This is a genomic window from Streptomyces sp. NPDC005374 (assembly GCF_042872225.1).
Classification (GTDB): Bacteria; Actinomycetota; Actinomycetes; order Streptomycetales; family Streptomycetaceae; genus Streptomyces.
Genome location: NZ_JBIAKA010000027.1, coordinates 64,166 through 87,655 on the forward strand (window position 1 = coordinate 64,166; position 23,490 = coordinate 87,655).

The window sequence follows — 23,490 nt, forward strand, 5'->3', positions numbered from 1 at the left end:
CATCTGGCTCAGACACGTACTTCAGCACCTAGGAGCAAGCAATGGCGGGCAGCAGCCACGGTCACACCCCGGCCGCCTGGACCGGTGTCACTATCGCCTTCATCGGGTTCTGCGTCGCGGGCGCCTTCATGGTGATGGCCCAGCCGGCGGGCTTCTGGGCCGGTATGGCGATCGTGGTCATCGGTGGTGTCGTCGGCTGGATCATGAGCGCGATGGGGATGGGCATGCCCAAGGACGCCCACAAGCCGCTCGCCGTCTCGCAGCCCGAGCAGGCGAGCGCCAAGAGCTGACACGCGGACGAGTGTCACGTGTGAGGGGCGGCTCCGGCGAAATCGCCGGAGCCGCCCCTCACGCGTTCGGGCAAGCACGGGGGAGAATGCCGGACGTGGACGCCGACAGCCAGCGAGTAGTACCTCAGACCGGCCGTTCGGGGCGCCTGGCCGTCCCGGGCGGGATCCTCGCGGCCGTCGCCGGGGCCTTCGCGTACGTGGGGGCGGTCGACCCCAACCAGCCCGGCCACTACCCCGTCTGCCCGCTCTACCGCCTCACCGGCCTCTACTGTCCCGGCTGCGGCGGACTGCGCAGCGCACACGCCTTCGTGCACGGGGACTTCCTGGCCGCCCTCCAGGACAATGCGATGGCCGTAGTGGGCTATCTGGGCTTCGCCGTGCTGTGGACCGTCTGGGTGGTCCGTGCGGCCCGCGGCAGGCCGCTGCGGCTCGCTCTGGGGCCGGTGCACCTGTGGACGCTGGGGACATTGGCGCTGGTCTTCACAGTTGTCCGGAACCTGCCGTTCGGTGGCTGGCTACATCCTTGATCAACGGGTGAACGTCCAGGTAGTGGGACCGGCGTCAACCGGATGTGAGGCCTGCGCCCTCCTGCGGATACCATCGCAGTGACCACTTGTTTTCATCGGTCGCTGGAACTGTCAATAGTCTGGAAGGGGGCCGCTCGCGTGAGTGTGCTCGACGAGATCATCGACGGCGTCCGTGCCGACCTCGCGGAACGGCAGGCGCGCGTCAGCCTCGACGAGCTCAAGGAGCGCGCGGCGAAGGCTCCCGCTGCCAAGGACGGCGTGGCCGCACTGCGCGGCGACGGCGTCAAGGTCATCTGCGAGGTCAAACGCTCCAGCCCCTCCAAGGGCGCGCTGGCCGCGATCGCCGACCCGGCGGCCCTGGCCGCGGACTACGAGGCGGGCGGCGCCGCCGTCATCTCCGTCCTCACCGAACAGCGCCGCTTCGGCGGCTCGCTGGCCGACCTGGAGGCCGTCCGCGCCCGCGTGGACATCCCGGTCCTGCGCAAGGACTTCATCGTCACCTCGTACCAGCTGTGGGAGGCCCGGGCCTACGGCGCCGACCTCGCGCTGCTCATCGTCGCGGCCCTGGAGCAGCCCGCCCTGGAGTCCCTCATCGAGCGCGCCGAGTCCATCGGGCTCACTCCGCTCGTCGAGGTGCACGACGAGGACGAGGTCGAGCGCGCGGTGGACGCCGGAGCGAAGATCATCGGCGTCAACGCGCGTAACCTCAAGACCCTCGAGGTCGACCGCGGCACCTTCGAGCGGATCGCCCCCGAGATCCCGGCCGGCCTGGTCAAGATCGCCGAGTCGGGTGTCCGCGGCCCGCACGACCTGATCGCCTACGCCAACGCCGGCGCCGACGCGGTCCTGGTGGGCGAGTCCCTGGTGACGGGCAAGGACCCGAAGGCGGCGGTCTCCGACCTGGTGGCGGCGGGAGAGCACCCGGCTCTTCGGCACGGGCGCGGCTGATCTTTCGGTAGGCTTGGCCCGATGACCATCACCATGACGACCGCGGACCGGCACGCGCGCCTCGCGCGCGGTTGCCGTCCCCGTGGCTGCCGTGCGCCCGCGAGAAGGGTGCACGGCCGCAGGGTGAGGTACGTCATCGGTGACGAACCCGGGCAGGTGAACGGCCGTCGATGGCAGCGCGCCCTATAGGGGCGCGGGGAACTGCGCGACAAGCCACAGGCGGCCGTCAGCCGTCTTACACACCCCGCCCCCACGGCGACTAGGTATTTCCCAAACTCACCGTGAGGTTCAGTCATGCCCAGCGAGTTCTTCATTCCCGACCCCGAGGGTCAAATCCCCAGCGCCGAGGGCTACTTCGGCGCGTTCGGCGGCAAGTTCATCCCGGAGGCCCTCGTCGCCGCCGTGGACGAGGTCGCCGTCGAGTACGACAAGGCCAAGCACGACCCCGAGTTCGCCCGGGAGCTCGACGACCTGCTGGTGAACTACACCGGCCGCCCGAGTTCGCTCACCGAGGTCCCCCGTTTCGCCGCGGAAGCGGGAGGCGCACGGATCTTCCTGAAGCGGGAAGACCTCAACCACACCGGCTCCCACAAGATCAACAACGTGCTGGGCCAGGCCCTGCTCACCAAGCGCATGGGCAAGACCCGGGTGATCGCCGAGACCGGCGCCGGCCAGCACGGCGTCGCCACGGCCACGGCCTGCGCCCTGTTCGGCCTCGAGTGCACGATCTACATGGGTGAGATCGACACCCAGCGCCAGGCCCTCAACGTGGCCCGGATGCGCATGCTCGGCGCCGAGGTCATCGCCGTGAAGTCCGGCAGCCGCACGCTGAAGGACGCCATCAACGAGGCCTTCCGCGACTGGGTCGCCAACGTCGACCGCACCCACTACCTGTTCGGCACGGTGGCCGGTCCGCACCCCTTCCCGGCCATGGTCCGCGACTTCCACCGCGTCATCGGCGTCGAGACCCGCCGCCAGCTCCTGGAGCGCGCGGGCCGGCTCCCCGACGCGGCCGTCGCCTGCGTCGGCGGCGGTTCCAACGCCATCGGCCTGTTCCACGCCTTCATCCCCGACACGGACGTACGCCTCATCGGCTGCGAGCCCGCCGGGCACGGCGTGGAGACCGGCGAGCACGCGGCGACCCTCACCGCGGGCGAGCCCGGCATCCTGCACGGCTCCCGGTCCTACGTCCTGCAGGACGAGGAGGGCCAGATCACCGAGCCGTACTCGATCTCGGCCGGTCTGGACTACCCGGGCATCGGCCCCGAGCACTCCTACCTCAAGGACACCGGCCGCGCCGAGTACCGCGCGGTCACCGACGACGCGGCGATGCAGGCCCTGCGCCTGCTGTCGCGCACCGAGGGCATCATCCCGGCCATCGAGAGCGCCCACGCGCTGGCCGGCGCCCTGGAGGTCGGCAAGGAACTCGGCAAGGACGGGCTGATCGTGATCAACCTGTCCGGCCGCGGCGACAAGGACATGGACACGGCCGCGCGCTACTTCGGCCTGTACGACACCGACGCCGAGGTGGCCGCGAACGCCGCCGACACCGCTGAGATCGAGGGGGACGCGAAGTGAGCGGCACCATCAAACTGCTGTCCGACACCCTCGCCGCCACCAAGGCGGAGGGCCGCGCCGCGCTCATCGCCTACCTCCCGGCCGGGTTCCCGACCGTCGACGGCGGCATCGAGGCGATCAAGGCCGTCTTCGACGGCGGCGCGGACATCGTCGAGGTCGGTCTGCCGCACAGCGACCCGGTCCTCGACGGCCCGGTCATCCAGACCGCCGACGACATCGCCCTGCGCGGCGGCGTCAAGATCGCGGACGTCATGCGGACGGTCAAGGAGGCCTACGAGGCCACCCGGAAGCCGGTCCTCGTGATGACGTACTGGAACCCCATCGACCGCTACGGCGTCGAGCGCTTCACCGCCGAGCTCGCCGAGGCGGGCGGCGCGGGCTGCATCCTGCCCGACCTGCCCGTGCAGGAGTCGGCGCTGTGGAGGGAGCACGCGGACAAGCACGGGCTCGCCACGGTCTTCGTGGTCGCGCCCAGCAGCAGGGACGCGCGGCTCGCCGAGATCACCGCGGCGGGCAGCGGGTTCGTGTACGCCGCCTCGCTGATGGGCGTCACGGGTACCCGCGAGTCGGTCGGGGCGCAGGCGCAGGACCTGGTCGAGCGGACCAGGGCCGCCGGTGCCGGTGCCGATCTGCCCGTCTGTGTCGGGCTCGGGGTCTCCGACGCCCGGCAGGCCGCCGAGGTGGCCGGGTTCGCCGACGGCGTGATCGTCGGCTCGGCCTTCGTGAAGCGGATGCTGGACGCGCCGGACGACAAGTCCGGGGTGGAGGGCGTCCGCGAACTCGCCGGAGAGCTGGCGAAGGGCGTGCGCCGACAGGTGTGACGCGCCTGGCATAACAGAACATCCGGTCACTCGAACGGGTGGACCTGGGACCGGGGAGGCGCGGTGCGCCTCCCCGGTTCGTTCTGCGGGTGTGAGCGAGAAGAACCGTGAGGGAAAGCGCACCGCCCGCGAGCGGCTGGCGGAGGAGCGCGAGAAGCAGAGGTCCGCGGAGAAGCGGCGCCGGGTGCTCGTCGTGGGCGCGAGTGTCGTGTGCGTCCTGGGTCTCGCGGCGGTGATCGGTGTCGTCGCGGCGAACGCCGGCAAGGACAAGGACGGCAAGGACACTTCGGGCCCGGTCGTGGCGCCGTCCGGGGCCAACGGACAGGACAGTCTCGCCATTCCGGTCGGCGAGGAGGGCGCCAAGTCGACGCTCGTGGTCTGGGAGGACTTCCGCTGCCCGGCCTGCAAGGGGTTCGAGACGGCGTACCGCCCGGCGATCCACGAGCTGACCGGGTCCGGCAAGCTCAAGGTCGAGTACCACCTGGCGACGATCATCGACGGCAACATGGGCGGCACCGGGTCGCGCAACGCGGCCAACGCCGCGGCCTGCGCCCAGGACGCCGGGAAGTACCCCGGCTACCACGACGTGCTCTACGAGAATCAGCCTGAGGAGACGAGCGACGACTACGCCAAGAACGAGAAGCTTCTCGAACTGGCGAAGAAGGTCGACGGGCTCGACACGGCGACGTTCCGCGCCTGTGTCGAGAACGGCACCCACAACAGCTGGGTGGACAAGTCCGCGGCGGCTTTCCGTACCGGCGGCTTCTCGGGCACGCCGACCGTGCTGCTCGACGGCAAGAACATCTACCAGGACCGGACGATGACCCCGGCGAAGCTGAAGCAGCAGGTGGAAGCCGCCAACAAGGGGTGACGGAAGGCGGGGCGGGGGGTGAGGACGCGGGCGGGTTTTCACACCCTCCTGTTATGGACCCGTTGCCGGGCCGCCCGCCGTTGGCCCGGCTCGGCAGGGTAGCGTCGACCCTGCCATGGAACTTGCCTACATTCCCAGCCCGTCGCACGGGGTGTACCACCTCGGTCCCATCCCGCTGCGTGGCTACGCGTTCTGCATCATCATCGGCGTCTTCGTTGCCGTCTGGCTCGGCAACAAGCGGTGGATCGCCCGCGGCGGACGGGTCGGCACGGTGGCCGACATCGCGGTCTGGGCCGTGCCGTTCGGTCTGCTCGGCGGCCGCCTCTACCACGTGATCACGGACTACGAGCTGTACTTCAGCGAGGGCCGCGACTGGGTGGACGCCTTCAAGGTCTGGGAGGGCGGTCTCGGCATCTGGGGCGCGATCGCGCTCGGCGCGGTCGGCGCGTGGATCGGCTGCCGCCGCCGGGGCATCCCGCTGCCGGCGTGGGCCGACGCCCTCGCACCCGGTATCGCCCTCGCGCAGGCGATCGGCCGCTGGGGCAACTGGTTCAACCAGGAGCTGTACGGCAAGCCGACCGACCTGCCCTGGGCCCTGCACATCACGTCCTCCACGGACGGCCGGGTACCCGGCTACTACCACCCGACGTTCCTGTACGAGTCGCTGTGGTGCGTCGGTGTCGCGCTCCTCGTCATCTGGGCCGACCGCCGCTTCGTGCTGGGGCACGGACGGGCGTTCGCGCTGTACGTCGCCGCGTACTGCACGGGGCGCGGCTGGATCGAGTACATGCGCATCGACGACGCCCACCACATCTTCGGGGTCCGGCTCAACGTCTGGACCGCGATCATCGTGTTCGTGCTCGCGGTGACGTACTTCGTGATCTCGGCGAAGAAGCGGCCGGGTCGCGAAACCGTGGTCGAACCGGGTGCCGATGATGCCGACGGAGAAGCCGAGAAGGCCGATGGTGCCGAGAAGGCCGAGTCCGAGTCAGAATCCGCTTCCGAGGCCGACTCCGCCGAGGTGAAGGACGCCCAGGCGAAGGACGACGAGGCCGAGGCCGAGAAGACCGAGACCGAGTCCGCGAAGAAGACCTGACGGGTTGTCGTACGTCGGCGAGGGCGTCCCGGGAATGATCCCGGGGCGCCCTCGCCGTATGTCAGCGGCGGCGCCGGGTCAGGGACAGGGTGCGGTGGGCCTGGGCCACCACCGCCGCGTCGATGAAGGTGCCGTTCGGGAGGGCCTGGGCTCCCCGGTGGGCTTCCGCCGCCTTGAGGATCGTTTCCGCCCGCTCGATCTCCTCCGCTGTGGGGAGGTAGGCGCGCTCGATGACCGGGAGCTGGCGGGGGTGGATCGCCGCTCGGCCCAGGAAGCCCAGGGCGCGGCCGTGGGCGCAGGAGGCTGCCAGGCCGTCCAGGTCCCGGGTGTCGGGGTGGACCGACTGGGGCGGGGGCGGGAGGGCCGCGGCTCGCGCGGCGACCACGACCCGGGAGCGCGGCCAGTCGAGGGCCGTGTCGTCCCGCAGGCCCAGGTCGGCGCGGAGGTCCGCCTCGCCGAGTGCGATGCCCCGCAGGGCGGGATGCGCGGTGGCGATGTCGTAGGCCCGCTCGATGGCCAGGGCTGATTCCAGCAGGGCGTACAGGGGTGGGGCGTCTCCTCCGGCCCGGGTCGTCGCCCGGGCGATGCGGGTGATCTGGCCGGGGGCGGTGACCTTGGGGAGGCGTAGGCCGCGGACGCCGGGGAGGGGGGCCATCGCGGCCAGGTCCGCCGCGGCCAGGGGGCCGTCGAGGGCGTTCACCCGGACGTGGACCGGGATCGGCTGGGGGTCGGTGAGGCGTTCGGCCGTCGCGTCGCGGGCGTACTCCTTGCGGTCCGCCGCGACCGCGTCCTCCAGGTCGATGACCACGACGTCGGCGCCGGCGGCCAGGGCCTTGGTGACGGTCTCGGGACGGTCGCCGGGGACGTACAGCCAGGTGAGTGCCGTCATACGGCGCCCTCCTCGCGCAGGGTCCTCAACTCGGCGCCGGTCAGGCCCAGTTCTGTCAGGACCTGCTCGGTGTCCGCGCCGTGCGGGCGGCCCGCCCAGCGGATCGCGCCGGGGGTCGAGGAGAGGCGGAAGAGGACGTTCTGCATGCGCAGGGGGCCGAGGTCGGGGTCGTCGACGGTGGTGACGGTGTCGAGGGCCTGGTACTGCGGGTCGTCCATCACATCCCGGATGTCCTGGATGGGGGCGACCGCCGCCTCCGCCTTCTCGAAGGCCGCGAGGACCTCGTCGCGGGGGCGTTCGGCGATCCAGGAGCCGACCGCCTCGTCGAGCACGTCGGTGTGTTCCGCTCTCTGCGCACCCGTCGCGAACCACGGCTCGTCGATCAGCTCGGGGCGGCCGACCAGGCGCATCACGCGTTCCGCGATCGACTGCGCCGAGGTGGAGACGGCGACCCAACTGCCGTCGGCCGTGCGGTAGGTGTTGCGCGGGGCGTTGTTGGCGGAGCGGTTGCCGGTGCGCTCCTGGACGTGGCCGAGCTGGTCGTACCAGGTCGGCTGGGGGCCGAGGACCGTCAGGATCGGCTCGATGATCGCCATGTCGACGACCTGCCCCTCGCCGGAGCGGTCGCGGGCCGCGAGTGCCGTCATCACCGCGTACGCCGTGGCCAGGCCCGCGATGGAGTCGGCGAGGCCGAACGGGGGCAGGACCGGGGGCGCGTCCGGTTCGCCGGTGATCGCCGCGAAGCCGCTCATCGCCTCGGCGAGGGTGCCGAAGCCGGGGCGGTGGGCGTAGGGGCCGAACTGGCCGAAGCCGGTGACCCGGGTGAGCACCAGGCGGGGGTTGGCGGCGGAGAGCTCCGGCCAGCCGAGGTCCCACTTCTCCAGGGTGCCGGGGCGGAAGTTCTCGACGACGACGTCGGCGGTCCCGACCAGGCGCAGGAAGGTGGCCCGGCCGCCCGGGGTCGAGAGGTTGAGCGTGATCGTGCGCTTGTTGCGGCCCAGGAGTTTCCACCACAGGCCGATGCCGTCCTTCGAGGGGCCGTGGCCGCGGGAGGGGTCCGGTTTCGTGGGGTGCTCGATCTTGACGACCTCCGCGCCGAAGTCACCGAGCATGGTGGCGGCCAGTGGCCCCGCGAACAGGGTGGCCAGGTCGAGGACGCGGAGGCCGGTGAGGGGTGCCCGGGTCATGAGGCGTACCGGGCCTCGATCTCGGAGCGGTACGGCATCGAGGCCGACGCGCCCTCCCGCTGGACGGAGAGTGCGGCCGCCGCGGCGGCCCAGGTCATCGCCTCCCGGATCGGCCGTTCCTCGCCGAGGGCGACGGCGAGGGCGCCCACGTAGGTGTCGCCCGCTCCGGTGGAGTCCAGCGCGGTGACCTGTGGTGCCGGGACGACGAGGGGTTCGGCGTCCCGGGTCAGGTAGAGGCTGCCCGCCGCACCCAGGGTGATCACCACGCGCGGGACGCGGTCGAGCAGGGCGGCGCCCGCGGCGAACGGGTCGCTGCGGCCGGTCAGGGTGGTGGCCTCGTGCTCGTTGGGGACCAACAGGTCGGTGGCGGCGAGGAGTTCGGGCGGCAGGGGTCGGGCAGGGGCGGGCGTCAGGATCGTCCGGACGCCGTGCGCCCGGGCCGTTTGGGCGCCTGCAAGGACCGCTTCCAGGGGGATCTCCAGCTGGAGGAGGAGGGCGTCGGCGGAGGCGATCAGGCCTTCGTCGCCGGGGGCGAGGTGGTCGACGGTGCCGTTCGCGCCGGGGATGACGACGATCGAGTTGCCGCCCTCGTCGTCCACCACGATGTGGGCGGTGCCGGAGGGGGCCTCGACGGTGCGCAGGTGGTCGGTGGTCACGCCGGACAGTTCGAGGGTGGAGCGCAGGCGGGCGCCGAAGATGTCGTTGCCGACCGCGCCGATCATCGAGACGGTGGCGCCGGCGCGAGCCGCGGCGATCGCCTGGTTGGCGCCCTTGCCGCCGGGAATCGTACGGAACTCTCTGCCGGTGACGGTTTCTCCGCGACGGGGTGCCTGGTCGACGTAGGTGACCAGGTCCATGTTCGTGCTGCCGAGCACGGCGATGTGGGTCATGGGCGGGCAGCCTCCCGGTGGGTGAGGTGGGCCAGGGTGTCGAAGCCGGTGCCGTCGAAGTCGGCGACGGAGGTGGCGAGGCGGTTCTTGAGGGGGGCGGTCCAGCGGTCGGGGAGGTGCTCGGGGGCGCCGGCGAGGAGGGCGGCGATGCTTCCCGCCGTGGCGCCGTTGGAGTCGGTGTCCCAACCGCCGCTCACCGCACGGCAGATGGAGCCGGTGAAGTCGCCGTCCGCGTGGGTGAGGGCGGCGGCGATCAACGCGGTGTTGGGGATCGCGTGGACCCAGTGGTGGGTGTCGGCGTGGGTGGCGTGGAGTGCGTCGACGACCTGGTCGAAGTCGTCGTGCTGCCCGGCCAGTCGGACGGCGTGGGTGATCGCCTTGGTGAGGCGGGAGTTCGGGGGGACCACGGTGAGTCCGGTGCGGAGGCAGCCGTGGATGTCGGTGGTGCCGGAGGCGGCCTCGGCGATCACCGCTGCCGTGAACATCGCCGCGTAGACGCCGTTCGCCGTGTGGGTGAGGGTGGCGTCGCGGTGGGCCTGTTCGGCTGCGGCGGCCGGGTCGCCGGGGTTGGTCCAGCCGTGGACGTCCGCGCGGATGAGTGCGCCGATCCATTCGCGGAAGGGGTTGCGGTGGCGGGCCGTTCGCGGGGGTTCCAGGCCCTCGAGGAGGTTGCGGTAGGCGATGCGTTCGGCGGTGAAGGTGCGGCCGGCGGGGAGTTCGTCGAGCCAGAGCCTCGCCACGTCCGCGGTGGTGAAGTGCCTGCCGTGGCGCTGCAGCAACAGGAGGTTCAGCAAGGGGTAGTTGAGGTCGTCGTCCTCGGGCATGCCGTCGATGTTCTCGGCGAGGGAGGTGGTTGCCGACCGGCGGTTCCAGGGGTGAGCGGTGAGGAGCTCGGCGGGGACGCCCTTGGCCGTGAAGTAGGTGGCCAGGGGCCGGTTGCCGGTGGACTCGGCGAGTTGGCGGATGGCCTGCAGAGGGAGTTTCTCCACCGGTTTGCCCAGGAGGCAGCCCACCGCCCGGCCCAGCCAGGCCGCTTCCAGCGCGGGCACGGGCGGGGGCGCCGCGGGGGTGGGGGCGGGCCAGTCCGGGCACAGGTTCCGGATTCTCGTCAGATCCGTCGGTTCGCACTCGGCCGACCTGCTGGGCAGGTCGGCCAGTTCGTCCAGCAGGTCCTCCGCGAGTTGCCGCAGGTATCTGGAGGCCGGCTCTGTGGAGGCCCCCGCTCGCAAGGGGGCTTCCCTTCCTCCCGCCGACCTCCACTTCACCGCGATCGCCGACGGTTCCCGGCCGTCCTGGGAGGCCTGGCGGAGTTCGTGGCCGATGAGGTCCTCCGGCTGGACCCAGGTCAGTCGGAGCATCCCGGGCCTCCGATCGGTCCTTCGAGGCTCGCGAACGCCGCCTCGTGGGTTCTGCGGCGGCGTACGTCCTGTTCGAAGATCTGCCGGGTGACGGCCGTCAGGGCCCTCGCCGGTTCCCACAGGTCCAGGCGGCTGGCCTCCGCGACCGCCTTGGACCAGTCCTCCGGGACCGGGGAACCCAGGGCTCCCGACAGGGCGCCGGCCATCGTGGCGGTCGAGTCGCAGTCCCTGCCGTAGTTCACCGAGCCGAGGACCGCCTGGCGGTAGTCGCCGCCGGCCACCAGCAACATGGCCAGGGCGACGGGGAGTTCCTCGATCGCGTGCAGACGGGAGGGGCGGCGGGCTCCCAGGGAGGGGGCGCGGTAGTCGGGGCCCACGGTGTCGTAGGGGGACACGGCCTCGCGCAGCGGCCGTAGCGCCGACTCGAAGTCCGTGTACCGGGCGGCCACTTCGCAGACCTGCTCGATCGCGGTACGGGTGCCGTCCTTCGCCAGGGACAGACAGGCCGCGACGACCGAGTCCGGGGTGGCGCCCGGTGTCGCCGCCGCCGCGACCGCCGCCGCGAAGACACCCGCCGCCTCCCGGCCGTACGACGACTGGTGGGCGGCCGCGATGTCCAGGGCCTCCGTGTAGGCGGCCCGTGGGTCGGCCGCGTTGACCAGGCCCACCGGGGCCATGTACATCGCCGCGCCGCAGTTGACGATGTTGCCCACGCCTGCTTCCCGGGGGTCCACGTGGCCGTAGTGGAGGCGGGTGACCAGCCACTTCTCCGCGAGGAAGATGCGGTGCAGGGGCAGGGCCTCCGCCTCCAGCTCCGGGATCCAGCGAGGGTTGGTCATCAGGTCGGGGACCAGGTGGTCGGCGATCGCATAGGCGTCGAGGTGGTCTTTGACCCGGTCGTAGACCCTGATCAGGGCGTGGGTCATCAAGGTGTCGTCGGTGACGTGGCCGTCGCCCTTGTGGTACGGGGCGATGGGGCGGGCGGTGCGCCAGGAGTCGCCGTTCCACGGGCCGACGATGCCGTGGACACGGCCGGCGTGCCGCTGGAGGATCTGGTCGGGGGAGTAGCCCTCGACGGGACCGCCGAGGGCGTCGCCGACCGCCGCGCCCACGAGGGCGCCGGTGATGCGGTCGGCCAGGCTGTACTCAGGTTCGGGTTCTGCTTCGGTTCGCGGTGTGGTTTCTGGTTCGGCTTCCGTTGTGGTTTCTGGGTTTTTGGGCGTCATGCCCCGAATCATCCCCCTGGGAGGGGCGGTTGTGCGGCTTCCAGGAGTCCGGCGAGTTCCACGAGGTCCGTACCGGTGAGGCGGGGGAGGGCGCAGCCGGAGAGGGTGCGGCAGGTGGCCCGCCAGGAGGCGGGGATCGCGGCGGCGCCGCCCAGCGCGCCGGTCAGGGCGCCCACCAGGGCGGGGGCCGAGTCCGCGACCCGGGAGAGACAGGCCGCGGCCGGGACCGCTTCGGCGATACGGCCCTGTGCGGCGGTGGCCAGGGCGAGGGCCACGGGGACGGTTTCGGCGGCCGCGATGCCGTAGCTGTAGACGTGGTCGACGATCTCGTGTTCCAGGGCGGGGATCAGGGCGAAGGCGCTGTCGGCGGACCGGGCGAGATGCAGTGCGTGGCGGGCGTTGCGGCCGATCTCCGTGTCCTCGGGGAGTTCGGCGAGGGCCGCTGTCACACAGGTGCCGACGGGCGCGCCGGTCAGGGCCAGGGAGAGCGCTGCGGCCATCGCTCTCGCTCCGTGCACTCCGTCGCCGTCCTGGGTGTAGCGGGCGTCGAACTCGGCGAGATCCGCGGCGAGTCGGGGGTCGCCGAGGTGGGCGACGGCGAGGACGCAGGCCCGGACGCAGGCCGCGTCGTCGAAGTAGTGGGGGTTGTCGTGGCCGGTGGCGGGTGGTCGCAGGCCGGCGACGAGGTTGCCCAGTCCGGCCCGCACGGAGATGCGGGCGCGCAGGGGAAGGACGGCGGACTCGATCTCGGGGGCGCGGTCCGCCGCGGCGGCCACTTCGGCGGCGAGGGCGTTCCAGGTGAGGTCGATGGCGGCTCTCGTACGGCGTTCCCGGGACAGGTCGCCGAGGGCGGTGTCGTCGCCTGCGCGCAGGAGGGCCTCCGCGGTGAAGGCCGCCCATTCGGCGTCGTCGGAGGGGCCGAGGCGCAGGGGCTCAGGGGGTTGGTTGAGGGCGATGGGGACGGGGAGGGTGGTGGTGGCGTTCTGTTCGGCGAAGGTGTCGAGTTCGCGGGTGAGGCGGCGGGTCCAGTCGGGCATGCGGGCGGCTCTGTGGCGGGCGGCGGGCCAGCCGGCGGCGTCGCCTGCGGCGAGGCCCAGGAGGAGGCCGACGGTTCTTTCGGGCCTGTCCTGTGGCGGCCGGGATGTCGTGGTGTCCTCGGCTTCGCCTTCGGCCCTTGGGTTCCCACCCGCACCACCCGTGCGGGTTTCGTGGTCGGGTGCGGGTGGCCCCTGTGGGGCGAGAACACCGTCGGCGGCCGCAGGTTCGAGCGGCTGCGTCACGCCTGACGTCTCACCCCATGGTCCCGGCGGCCTCACCGGTCCGCTCCCGACTCGTCGCCCGCCGCCAGGGCGAAGGCGTCCGGGTCCGGTGGGGGCCACTCCTGTGCGAGGCCGTTCGTGTCCCACTTTCCGTCCTCGCCCGCCACCAGCAACTCCGCCACGTCCAGCACGTGATGGCCCGCCATGGAGGGGAGGCAGCTGCCTCTCGCCGGGCCGATCGCCGATGCCCAGTCGGCCGGGATGGCCGACGCGCCCCTCGTCGCGCCGGCCAGTGCGCCCGCCACCGCGGCCGTGGTGTCGGCGTCCCTCCCCATGTTCACCGCCGTCAGCACCGCCTCCCGGAAGTCGCCGTCCGCCGCCGCGTAGGCGCCGAAGGCGAGGGCCACCGCCTCCGGGGCGAGGTCGGTCCACGGGTAGCCGCCGATGACGACGCAGGAGCGGACCGCGCGTTCGCCCCGGTGGGCCACCGCCACCGCACGGCGAAGGGAGCGGGCCGTCCAGCTGTCGTCCGGGATCACCGCCAGCGCCGAGGCGACCACGGCGATCGTCGGGGCGCCCGCCATCGCCGCCGCCACTCCCGCCGCGACCGCCTGGCCGCCGTAGATGCCCTCGCCCGCGTGGCTCACCGAGCCGTCGATCGCCACCAGGCGGGCGGCTTCGGCGGGGCGGCCCGCGGCGAAGACCCCGAAGGGGGCCGCCCGCATGGCCAGGCCGTCGCTCCAGGCGTGCCGGTGCTGGGCGGAGATGGGGGCGGCGAGGCCACGGCGGAGGTTCTCCAGCGTGCCGCGCTCGCTGAAACCCGCGCCCCGGAACGGGCCCTCGTCGCGGTCCGCGATCCACTCGTGCCAGGCCGCCTCCACATGGGAGGGGGTGAGGGCCGAACCGTGGCGGGCCAGGAGCAGGCCGGAGAAGATCGCGTACTCCGTGTCGTCGGTGCCGGCCGGCTCGTCCACGACGTAGCCCTCGATACGGCCCCAGCGGGCCCGGATCTCCGACGGTTTCATGTTCTCGGCGGGGGCTCCGAGGGCGTCCCCGACCGCGAGGCCCAGCAGGGCGCCGCGGGCCCGCTCGCGGAGCTCGGCGGCGTCCTGGGGCGCCGGGACCGAGGGAATGCAGGCGATCGATGCCATACGCGGCCTCTCCACAAGGACAGACGGTGTTCCGCGCGCGAGCGGAATCGTTTGCGCATGTGTCCCACCATCGGCGGTTGACCTGAGCCTCCGACACGTCAGCATCACCCGGTCGACATATGAGCGATATGGCGATCGTCTGTGCATTCGAAGGAAAAACCGCAGGTTAGCCCAGCCTTTCCTTGCTGGCGGACAGGAATGCCCCGACGTACTGTGAGGTTGTTAAGAATTAGAATGTGTCCAAAGTTAGCTTTGGCTTAGCTTTCCTGGGGGACCGGAATGGCCATCATCGACATCGAGGCGCCACTGCACGAGGCGCACCGCGACAACCACACGCACCGGGATGTGAACGGCGGCTGGCTGCGCCCCGCCGTCTTCGGCGCCATGGACGGGCTCGTCTCCAACCTCGCCCTGATGACCGGTGTCGCCGGTGGAGCCGTCGGTCAGCACACCATCGTGCTGACCGGACTCGCGGGGCTCGCCGCCGGTGCCTTCTCCATGGCGGCCGGCGAGTACACCTCCGTCGCCGCGCAGCGCGAACTCGTCGAGGCCGAACTGGACGTCGAGCGGCGGGAGTTGCGCAAGCACCCGCAGGACGAGGAGGCCGAGCTCGCGGCCCTGTACGAGGGGCGGGGCGTCGAGCCCGCCCTGGCGCGGGAGGTCGCCCGGCAGCTGTCGAAGGATCCCGAGCAGGCCCTGGAGATCCATGCCCGCGAGGAGCTGGGGATCGACCCGGGCGACCTGCCCTCGCCGCTCGTCGCCGCCGTGTCCAGCTTCGGGTCCTTCTCCCTGGGCGCCGTGCTGCCCGTACTCCCGTATCTCCTCGGCGCGACCGTGCTCTGGCCCGCCGTGCTGCTGGCCCTTCTCGGGCTGTTCGCGTGCGGTGCCGTCGTGGCCAGGGTGACCACGCGGACCTGGTGGTACAGCGGACTGCGGCAGCTCGCCCTGGGGGGCGCGGCGGCAGGTGTGACGTACGCCCTGGGCAGTTTGTTCGGAACGGCCGTAGGATAGATCGGCTGCTACTTATGCGTTGGGCCGCATAAGTAGCCGTTACTCGCTGGTTTCGAATGCTTAACCACTGGGCATGAGCCGTAAGCGCTGCGGGCAATGACGCGTGCGGCGCACTCGCGGGGTGGGCGAAGACGCCCTCGCCGCCCCCTGGACCGACGGACACCGATCTGACCGATCAGTCCGGCCCGGTCCCCACATACTTCAAGCCAGGTGTGCGACACCCCCTCGCGCCCCGTGGCGTCCGCATGTTGGAACGGAGTATCCGGTTCCCGAGATCCGCTCCATCATGTAACCTGCACGAAATTTTGCACAACGCAGAGGGCCAACGTCGTCCCTCGGCAATCTGAATATGCCAATGACGACGACGGGAGAGCCGATGCGTACGCCGCGCCAGCCGTCCCAGCACTCCGCGAATGGCCAGAAGTGGTCCTTCATGGATGCTCGCCCTGCTGCGCAGGGTATGTACGACCCCCGCAACGAGCACGACGCCTGTGGCGTCGGCTTCGTGGCCACCCTCACCGGCGAGGCGAGCCACGCGCTGGTCGAGCAGGCGCTCACGGTTCTGCGCAACCTGGAGCACCGTGGTGCCACCGGCTCCGAGCCCGACTCGGGTGACGGCGCGGGCATCCTGTCCCAGGTTCCGGACGCCTTCTTCCGTGAGGTGGCGGGCTTCGAGCTCCCCGCGGCCGGCAAGTACGCCGTAGGTACCGCCTTCCTGCCGGAGGACGACACCGAGGACGCCGTCTCGAAGATCGAGACGATCGCCCGCCAGGAGGGCCTGACGGTTCTCGGCTGGCGCGAGGTCCCGGTCGCCCCGCAGCTGCTCGGCGCCACCGCCCGCTCCACGATGCCCGCCTTCCGCCAGGTCTTCGTGACCGACGGAACCTCGGAGGGCATCGACCTCGACCGCACGGCGTTCGTGCTGCGCAAGCGCGCCGAGCGCGAGGTCGGCGTGTACTTCCCGTCGCTGTCCGCGCGGACGATCGTCTACAAGGGCATGCTGACCACCGGCCAGCTGGAGCCCTTCTTCCCGGACCTGTCCGACCGCCGCTTCGCCTCCGCGATCGCGCTCGTGCACTCCCGGTTCTCCACGAACACCTTCCCGTCGTGGCCGCTCGCGCACCCGTACCGGTTCGTCGCGCACAACGGTGAGATCAACACCGTCAAGGGCAACCGCAACTGGATGGTCGCCCGCGAGTCCCAGCTCGTCTCCGACCTGTTCGGCACGGACGGCAAGGGCCTGGACCGGGTCTTCCCGATCTGTACGCCGGACGCCTCCGACTCGGCGTCCTTCGACGAGGTGCTCGAACTCCTGCACCTGGGCGGCCGTTCGCTGCCGCACTCCGTGCTGATGATGATCCCGGAGGCCTGGGAGAACCACGCCTCCATGGAGCCCGCCCGCCGCGCGTTCTACGAGTTCCACTCCACGATGATGGAGCCCTGGGACGGCCCGGCCTGTGTCACCTTCACCGACGGCAAGCAGGTCGGCGCGGTCCTCGACCGCAACGGCCTCCGCCCCGGCCGCTACTGGGTCACCGACGACGGCCTCGTCGTCCTCGGCTCCGAGGTCGGCGTCCTCGACATCGACCCCGCGAAGGTGGTCCGCAAGGGCCGCCTCCAGCCCGGCCGGATGTTCCTCGTCGACACCGTCGAGCACCGCATCATCGAGGACGACGAGATCAAGGCCGGCCTCGCCGCCGAGCAGCCGTACGCCGAGTGGCTGGAGGCCGGGGAGATCGAGCTCTCCGACCTGCCCGAGCGCGAGCACATCGTGCACACCCACGCCTCGGTCACCCGCCGCCAGCAGACCTTCGGCTACACCGAGGAAGAGCTGCGCGTCCTGCTCGCGCCGATGGCCAAGGCCGGTGCCGAGCCCATCGGTTCGATGGGCACCGACTCGCCGATCGCCGCGCTGTCCTCGCGCCCCCGGCTGCTCTTCGACTACTTCACCCAGCTGTTCGCGCAGGTCACCAACCCGCCGCTGGACGCGATCCGCGAAGAGCTGGTCACCTCGCTGCGCAGCTCGCTGGGCCCGCAGGGCAACCTGCTCGAGCCGAGCGCCGCGTCCTGCCGTACGGTCACCCTGCCCTTCCCGGTGATCGACAACGACGAGCTGGCCAAGCTCATCCACATCAACGCCGACGGCGACATGCCCGGCTTCAAGGCCGCGACCCTCTCGGGCCTGTACCGGGTCTCCGGCGGCGGCGACGCCCTCGCCGCGCGCATCGAGGAGATCTGCGCCGAGGCCGACGCCGCCATCGACAACGGCGCCCGTCTGATCGTCCTGTCGGACCGCCACTCCGACGCCGAGCACGCGCCGATCCCGTCGCTGCTGCTCACCGCGGCCGTCCACCACCACCTGATCCGCACCAAGCAGCGCACCGAGGTGGGCCTGCTGGTCGAGGCCGGTGACGTCCGCGAGGTCCACCACGTCGCCCTGCTGATCGGCTTCGGCGCCGCGGCCGTGAACCCCTACCTGGCGATGGAGTCCGTCGAGGACCTCGTCCGCGCCGGCACCTTCCTGTCGGACATCGAGTCCGAGAAGGCCATCCGCAACCTGATCTACGCCCTGGGCAAGGGTGTTCTGAAGGTCATGTCCAAGATGGGCATCTCGACCGTCGCCTCCTACCGCGGCGCCCAGGTCTTCGAGGCCGTCGGTCTCGACTCGGCCTTCGTGCAGAAGTACTTCAGCGGCACGGCCACCAAGATCGGCGGCATCGGTATCGACGTCGTCGCCAAGGAGGTCGCCGCCCGGCACGCCAAGGCGTACCCCGCCTCCGGCATCGCCCCGGCGCACCGCGCCCTGGAGATAGGCGGCGAGTACCAGTGGCGCCGTGAGGGCGAGCCGCACCTGTTCGACCCGGAGACGGTCTTCCGCCTCCAGCACTCGACGCGTGCCAACCGCTACGACATCTTCAAGAAGTACACGGACCGCGTGAACGAGCAGTCCGAGCGCCTCATGACGCTGCGCGGGCTCTTCGGCTTCAAGTCGGACCGGCCCTCGATCTCCGTCGACGAGGTCGAGCCGGTCTCCGAGATCGTCAAGCGCTTCTCCACCGGCGCCATGTCGTACGGCTCCATCTCCAAGGAGGCGCACGAGACCCTCGCCATCGCCATGAACCAGCTGGGCGGCAAGTCCAACACCGGTGAGGGCGGCGAGGACGCGGACCGGCTGTACGACCCGGCGCGGCGTTCGTCCATCAAGCAGGTCGCCTCCGGCCGCTTCGGCGTGACCTCGGAGTACCTGGTCAACGCGGACGACATCCAGATCAAGATGGCCCAGGGCGCCAAGCCCGGCGAGGGCGGCCAGCTGCCCGGCCACAAGGTGTACCCGTGGGTCGCCAAGACCCGGCACTCGACCCCGGGTGTCGGTCTGATCTCCCCGCCGCCGCACCACGACATCTACTCGATCGAGGACCTGGCCCAGCTGATCCACGACCTGAAGAACGCGAACCCGCAGGCGCGGATTCACGTGAAGCTGGTCTCCGAGGTCGGCGTCGGCACGGTCGCGGCGGGTGTGTCCAAGGCCCACGCGGACGTCGTGCTCATCTCCGGTCACGACGGTGGCACCGGTGCCTCGCCGCTGACCTCGCTCAAGCACGCGGGTGGCCCCTGGGAGTTGGGCCTCGCCGAGACCCAGCAGACCCTGCTGCTCAACGGCCTGCGCGACCGGATCGTCGTCCAGACCGACGGACAGCTCAAGACCGGCCGTGACGTCGTCATCGCCGCGCTGCTCGGCGCCGAGGAGTTCGGTTTCGCGACCGCGCCGCTCGTCGTCTCCGGCTGCGTCATGATGCGCGTCTGCCACCTGGACACCTGCCCGGTCGGCATCGCCACGCAGAACCCGGTGCTGCGCGACCGGTTCGCCGGCAAGGCCGAGTACATCGTGAACTTCTTCCGGTTCATCGCCGAAGAGGTCCGCGAGATCCTCGCCGAGCTGGGCTTCCGCACCATCGAGGAGGCCGTCGGCCACGCCGAGACCCTCGACGTGGAGCGCGCCGTCACCCACTGGAAGGCGCAGGGCCTGGACCTGTCCCCGCTCTTCCACGTGCCCGAGCTGCCCGAGGGCGCCGCACTGCACCAGGTGATCGCGCAGGACCACGGCCTGGAGAAGGCGCTCGACAACGAGCTGATCAAGCTCGCCGCCGACGCCCTGGCCGCCGACTCGGCGACCGACGCCCAGCCGGTGCGTGCCCAGGTCGCCATCCGCAACATCAACCGCACGGTCGGCACCATGCTCGGCCACGAGGTGACGAAGAAGTTCGGCGGTGCGGGCCTGCCCGAGGACACCGTCGACATCACCTTCACCGGCTCGGCGGGCCAGTCCTTCGGCGCCTTCCTCCCGCGCGGTGTCACGCTGCGCCTGGAGGGCGACGCCAACGACTACGTCGGCAAGGGTCTCTCCGGCGGCCGCGTGATCGTCCGTCCCGACCGGGGCGCCGACCACCTCGCCGAGTACTCGACGATCGCGGGCAACACCATCGCCTACGGCGCCACCGGCGGTGAGCTGTTCCTGCGCGGTCGTACCGGCGAGCGGTTCTGTGTCCGCAACTCCGGCGCGCTGGTGGTCTCGGAGGGCGTGGGCGACCACGGCTGCGAGTACATGACCGGCGGTCACGCGGTCGTCCTCGGCCGCACCGGCCGCAACTTCGCGGCCGGCATGTCCGGCGGTGTCGCCTACGTCATCGACCTCGACCGGGACGACGTCAACGTCGGCAACGTGGACGCCATCGAGGCTCTGGACGACACGGACAAGCAGTGGCTGCACGACGTGGTGCGCCGCCACCAGGAGGAGACCGGCTCCACGGTCGCCGAGAAGCTGCTCGCCGAGTGGGACACGGCGGTCGAGCGCTTCAGCAAGATCATCCCCAGCACGTACAAGGCAGTGCTCGCCGCCAAGGACGCCGCCGAGCAGGCGGGACTCTCCGAGTCCGAGATCACCGAGAAGATGATGGAGGCGGCGATCAATGGCTGACCCGAAGGGCTTCCTGAACCACGGGCGCGAGGTCGCCAAGTCCCGCCCGGTCGACGTACGTCTGAAGGACTGGAACGAGGTCTACGTCCCCGGCTCCCTGCTGCCGATCATCAGCAAGCAGGCCAGCCGCTGCATGGACTGCGGCATCCCGTTCTGTCACAACGGCTGTCCGCTCGGGAACCTCATCCCCGAGTGGAACGACTACGCCTACCGTGAGGACTGGGCGGCGGCTTCGGAGCGTCTGCACGCGACGAACAACTTCCCCGAGTTCACGGGCCGGTTGTGCCCCGCGCCCTGCGAGTCGGCGTGTGTGCTCGGCATCAACCAGCCGGCCGTGACCATCAAGAACGTCGAGGTCTCGATCATCGACAAGGCCTGGGACAGCGGCGATGTCGAGCCGCAGGCCCCGGAGCGCCTGTCCGGCAAGACCGTCGCCGTCATCGGCTCGGGCCCTGCCGGTCTCGCCGCCGCCCAGCAGCTCACCCGGGCCGGTCACACCGTCGCCGTCTACGAGCGCGCGGACCGCATCGGAGGCCTCCTCCGGTACGGCATCCCCGAGTTCAAGATGGAGAAGCGGCACATCAACCGCCGTATCGAGCAGATGCGCGCGGAGGGCACGCGCTTCCGTACCGGCATCGAGATCGGCCGTGACCTCAAGGCGACCGACCTGAAGAAGCGGTACGACGCCGTCGTCATCGCCGCCGGCGCCACGATGGCCCGTGATCTCCCCGTCCCCGGGCGGGAGTTGAAGGGCGTCTACCAGGCGATGGAGTACCTGCCGCTGGCGAACAAGGTCCAGGAGGGCGACTACGTCACCTCCCCGATCTCCGCCGAGGGCAAGCACGTCGTCGTCATCGGCGGTGGCGACACCGGCGCCGACTGCGTGGGCACCGCCCACCGCCAGGGCGCGGCCTCCGTCACCCAGCTGGAGATCATGCCCCGGCCGGGCGAGGAGCGGAACCCGGGCCAGCCCTGGCCGACCTTCCCGATGCTCTACAAGGTCACCTCCGCGCACGAGGAGGGCGGCGAGCGGGTCTACTCCGTCTCCACGACCCACTTCGAGGGCGACGAGGACGGCAACGTTCAGTGGCTGCACCTGTCCGAGGTCGAGTTCATCGAGGGCAAGCTGACCCCGAAGCCGGGCACGGAGCGCAAGATCCCCGCCCAGCTGGTCACCCTCGCCATGGGCTTCACCGGCACCGACCGGGACAACGGCCTGGTCGAGCAGTTCGGCCTGGACCTCGACGAGCGCGGCAACATCGCCCGCGACGCCGACTTCCAGACCAACGTGCCCGGTGTCTTCGTCGCCGGTGACGCGGGCCGCGGCCAATCGCTCATCGTGTGGGCGATCGCGGAGGGCCGCTCGGCTGCCCGCGGCACCGACCGCTTCCTGGCCGGCGCGAGCGAACTGCCCGCGCCGATCCGCCCGACGGACCGTTCGCTGATGGTCTGACGGTGACACAAGGGACCTGACGGTCCCTCAAGAACGTCCCGTACAAAGGCGTACGGAACAGCGACGGCGCCTGCCTTCCACGTCCCCGACCGGACCGGAAGGCAGGCGCCGTCGCGTGCACTCCTACGGCACCTTGTACGTCTCCCCGTACACCTGCCACTCCAGCGGTGTCGTCAGGTCCAGGTTGCCCTCGTTCAGGAACCGCCGCTGGGCCGTGTCGACGCGGGAGGTGTCGATGTCCGCCTTGCGGGTCTTCATGGCGGCCCGGCGGATGTCCAGGAAGGCGTTCAGGTAGGCCTTCTCCGATCCGCCCTCCTTCGGCACGGCGGCGGTCTCGAGGGTGCGTTCGCGCAGGCCGTAGAAGCTGGTGGCGTCGGTGCCGGGGCCGTGGAAGACCATGGCGTCGTAGTAGACGAACTGGCCGAGCGCGCCCAGGCCGTCGAGCTTGGCGAGGCGGACCGCGGGGTCGAAGTAGACCCGGTCGCGTTCCGCGTCCTGGGCCCGCTGAAAGGCCGGCTGCGCCGCCTCCGCCTTCCAGGCGGCCGTGAAACCCGGGTCCAGGCCCTCGTGGGAGTCCGTGCCGTCGACCGCGCGCAGCGCCGGGAGGTACGGCGCGAGACCGTTGCCGGGGTGGTCCTTCGTGTAGCGCTCGACGAGGGTGAGCAGGTCGTGGGTGCCGCTGCAGAAGCCGATGAGGCCGGCCGTGTAGCCCTGGCCGTCGCCGATGTCCTCGACGTAGGGGTAGGCACTGCGCCATTCGAGGGTGGAGTTCTCGGCACTGGCCACGAGCTGCTGCGCGAGTTCCTTCTTGGCGGGGGAGTCCAGAGCTGGCACCTCGTCGTCCTTGCCGTCCCCGGCCGGCTGCGACCGGTGGGCGGCGGTGGGGCCGGGGACCGCCCGCCCCGCGTCGGACTCCTGGGACGAGAGGAGACAGACCGACGCCGTCACGACCACGGGCACGGCCGTGAGGAGCAGTACTCCGCCGCGTTTCACTGGGCTCCCGTCAGCTCGGCGACCTTGGTCCAGGTGCCCACCAGGAGCAGCACCAGCAGCACGGCACACGCTCCCGCCTGCACGAGGGCGCGACGGCCGTTGCGGGGAGCGTACGCGTAGGCGAGGGTGACCGCAGCGCCGGAGAGCAGGCCGCCGAGGTGGCCCTGCCAGGAGGTCAGCGCGGCGGAGATCACCAGCCACAGCAGCAGGCCTCCCATGAAACGGTTGACCTGGGCCATGTCGGCGCCGAGACGGCGGGCCATCACGTAGTACGCGGCACCGAGCCCGAAGATCGCGCCGGACGCGCCGAGCGTGGGCTGGTGGGGCGCGAGCAGCAGGACGAGGACCGAGCCCCCGAGCGCCGACAGCAGGTACAGGGCGAGGTACCGGACCCGGCCGAGCTGGGCCTCCACCACCCGGCCGATGTTCCACAGCGACACCATGTTCATCACGATGTGCAGGATCCCGAACGTGCCCCCGGTCGGCGGCAGATGGAGGAACGCACCGGTCAGCAGCCGGTACCACTCGCCGTCGACGACACCTTCGGTGTGGAAGTCGGCGGGGTAGGTGTCCTGCCACACGTAGTGGCCGCCGTCGGGGCCCACGAGCCCGGCGCCCAGCATCTCGAAGCGGTCCACGATCGCCGGGCGCACGAGCTCGCCGATGTAGGCGAGCACATTGAGGCCGATGAGGACGTACGTCACCAGGGGTACGGCCGTGATCCGGCCGCCGAACGCGGTCCGGGCCTGCCGCACCGACCGCGCCCCCTCCTTCACACACTCCGGGCACTGATGGCCGACGGCCGCCTCGCGCATGCAGTCCGGGCAGATGAACCGCTCGCAGCGGGTGCAGCGGACATGGGACTCCACCTTGGTGTGGCGGTAGCAGGTGGTGACGGTGGATTCGGGTTCCACGGCCGGCTCCTCGGAGTGACAGGGGTGATGATCGAGCCGGTGGGCCGACGGCG

At 71.1% G+C, this 23,490-nt stretch carries 20 protein-coding genes; 11 read left to right on the plus strand and 9 right to left on the minus strand.

The annotated features are described in order from the left end of the window. Positions 1-41 precede the first annotated feature (41 nt). From ACFYRX_RS43720 to lgt, 8 genes are all read left to right on the plus strand, one after another. Positions 42-290, plus strand: coding sequence for an HGxxPAAW family protein (locus ACFYRX_RS43720; protein WP_389112607.1), 249 nt, complete (start codon positions 42-44; stop codon positions 288-290). Positions 291-376: 86 nt separating this feature from the next. Next, positions 377-817: a DUF2752 domain-containing protein gene (locus ACFYRX_RS43725; protein ID WP_389112609.1), complete on the plus strand. Its 441-nt coding sequence runs from the start codon at positions 377-379 to the stop codon at positions 815-817. A gap of 138 nt (positions 818-955) precedes the next feature. Next, the gene (gene trpC, locus ACFYRX_RS43730; RefSeq protein ID WP_389112611.1) at positions 956-1,765 is read left to right on the plus strand and encodes an indole-3-glycerol phosphate synthase TrpC; all 810 of its coding nucleotides are present in this window, start codon (positions 956-958) and stop codon (positions 1,763-1,765) included. A 33-nt stretch (positions 1,766-1,798) separates the two neighbouring features. Further along, positions 1,799-1,954, plus strand: coding sequence for a tryptophan biosynthesis modulator TrpM (gene trpM, locus ACFYRX_RS43735; RefSeq protein ID WP_389112687.1), 156 nt, complete (start codon positions 1,799-1,801; stop codon positions 1,952-1,954). A 105-nt stretch (positions 1,955-2,059) separates the two neighbouring features. Beyond that, positions 2,060-3,343, plus strand: a complete 1,284-nt coding sequence (trpB, locus tag ACFYRX_RS43740) for a tryptophan synthase subunit beta (protein WP_389112613.1) — start codon at positions 2,060-2,062, stop codon at positions 3,341-3,343. Beyond that, a complete protein-coding gene (trpA, locus tag ACFYRX_RS43745) occupies positions 3,340-4,164 on the plus strand; it encodes a tryptophan synthase subunit alpha (RefSeq protein ID WP_389112615.1) in 825 nt (274 codons plus the stop codon). The genes trpB and trpA overlap by 4 nt, the downstream gene beginning before the upstream one ends. A gap of 91 nt (positions 4,165-4,255) precedes the next feature. After that, a complete protein-coding gene (locus ACFYRX_RS43750) occupies positions 4,256-5,035 on the plus strand; it encodes a DsbA family protein (protein WP_389112616.1) in 780 nt (259 codons plus the stop codon). Positions 5,036-5,150: 115 nt separating this feature from the next. Then, a complete protein-coding gene (gene lgt / locus ACFYRX_RS43755) occupies positions 5,151-6,131 on the plus strand; it encodes a prolipoprotein diacylglyceryl transferase (RefSeq protein WP_389112618.1) in 981 nt (326 codons plus the stop codon). A 61-nt stretch (positions 6,132-6,192) separates the two neighbouring features. Here lgt and ACFYRX_RS43760 read toward each other — a convergent pair whose 3' ends face one another. The 7 genes from ACFYRX_RS43760 to ACFYRX_RS43790 are packed head-to-tail and all read right to left on the minus strand — an operon-like array spanning position 6,193 to position 14,091. Beyond that, positions 6,193-7,020, minus strand: coding sequence for an HpcH/HpaI aldolase/citrate lyase family protein (locus ACFYRX_RS43760; protein ID WP_389112620.1), 828 nt, complete (start codon positions 7,018-7,020; stop codon positions 6,193-6,195). Further along, positions 7,017-8,207: a CaiB/BaiF CoA transferase family protein gene (locus ACFYRX_RS43765; protein ID WP_389112622.1), complete on the minus strand. Its 1,191-nt coding sequence runs from the start codon at positions 8,205-8,207 to the stop codon at positions 7,017-7,019. Before ACFYRX_RS43765 ends, ACFYRX_RS43760 begins: the two co-directional genes overlap by 4 nt. Next, complete coding sequence (gene rbsK, locus ACFYRX_RS43770; protein WP_389112624.1) at positions 8,204-9,097, minus strand: ribokinase; 894 nt, start codon at positions 9,095-9,097, stop codon at positions 8,204-8,206. The genes ACFYRX_RS43765 and rbsK overlap by 4 nt, the downstream gene beginning before the upstream one ends. Further along, positions 9,094-10,455, minus strand: coding sequence for an ADP-ribosylglycohydrolase family protein (locus tag ACFYRX_RS43775; protein WP_389112626.1), 1,362 nt, complete (start codon positions 10,453-10,455; stop codon positions 9,094-9,096). The genes rbsK and ACFYRX_RS43775 overlap by 4 nt, the downstream gene beginning before the upstream one ends. Then, complete coding sequence (locus ACFYRX_RS43780) at positions 10,443-11,681, minus strand: ADP-ribosylglycohydrolase family protein (protein ID WP_389112627.1); 1,239 nt, start codon at positions 11,679-11,681, stop codon at positions 10,443-10,445. Before ACFYRX_RS43780 ends, ACFYRX_RS43775 begins: the two co-directional genes overlap by 13 nt. 8 nt (positions 11,682-11,689) lie before the next feature. Beyond that, positions 11,690-12,961 (minus strand): ADP-ribosylglycohydrolase family protein, encoded by a 1,272-nt coding sequence (locus tag ACFYRX_RS43785; protein ID WP_389112629.1) that lies wholly within the window; start codon positions 12,959-12,961, stop codon positions 11,690-11,692. Positions 12,962-12,993: 32 nt separating this feature from the next. Continuing rightward, positions 12,994-14,091 (minus strand): ADP-ribosylglycohydrolase family protein, encoded by a 1,098-nt coding sequence (locus ACFYRX_RS43790; RefSeq protein WP_389112630.1) that lies wholly within the window; start codon positions 14,089-14,091, stop codon positions 12,994-12,996. A 279-nt stretch (positions 14,092-14,370) separates the two neighbouring features. Between ACFYRX_RS43790 and ACFYRX_RS43795 the strand changes: the two genes are divergently transcribed. From ACFYRX_RS43795 to ACFYRX_RS43805, 3 genes are all read left to right on the plus strand, one after another. Then, positions 14,371-15,102 carry a VIT1/CCC1 transporter family protein gene (locus tag ACFYRX_RS43795; protein ID WP_389112631.1) on the plus strand — a complete coding sequence of 244 codons (732 nt, stop codon included), beginning with the start codon at positions 14,371-14,373 and terminating at the stop codon, positions 15,100-15,102. Positions 15,103-15,478: 376 nt separating this feature from the next. Beyond that, on the plus strand, positions 15,479-20,077 hold the full coding sequence (gene gltB / locus ACFYRX_RS43800; protein ID WP_389112633.1) for a glutamate synthase large subunit: 4,599 nt from the start codon (positions 15,479-15,481) through the stop codon (positions 20,075-20,077). After that, positions 20,070-21,530: a glutamate synthase subunit beta gene (locus tag ACFYRX_RS43805; protein ID WP_389112634.1), complete on the plus strand. Its 1,461-nt coding sequence runs from the start codon at positions 20,070-20,072 to the stop codon at positions 21,528-21,530. The genes gltB and ACFYRX_RS43805 overlap by 8 nt, the downstream gene beginning before the upstream one ends. Before the next feature lie 123 nt (positions 21,531-21,653). Here ACFYRX_RS43805 and ACFYRX_RS43810 read toward each other — a convergent pair whose 3' ends face one another. Continuing rightward, on the minus strand, positions 21,654-22,523 hold the full coding sequence (locus tag ACFYRX_RS43810; protein WP_389112636.1) for a chitosanase: 870 nt from the start codon (positions 22,521-22,523) through the stop codon (positions 21,654-21,656). Beyond that, on the minus strand, positions 22,520-23,437 hold the full coding sequence (locus ACFYRX_RS43815) for a rhomboid family intramembrane serine protease (protein WP_389112638.1): 918 nt from the start codon (positions 23,435-23,437) through the stop codon (positions 22,520-22,522). The genes ACFYRX_RS43810 and ACFYRX_RS43815 overlap by 4 nt, the downstream gene beginning before the upstream one ends. Positions 23,438-23,490 lie beyond the last annotated feature (53 nt).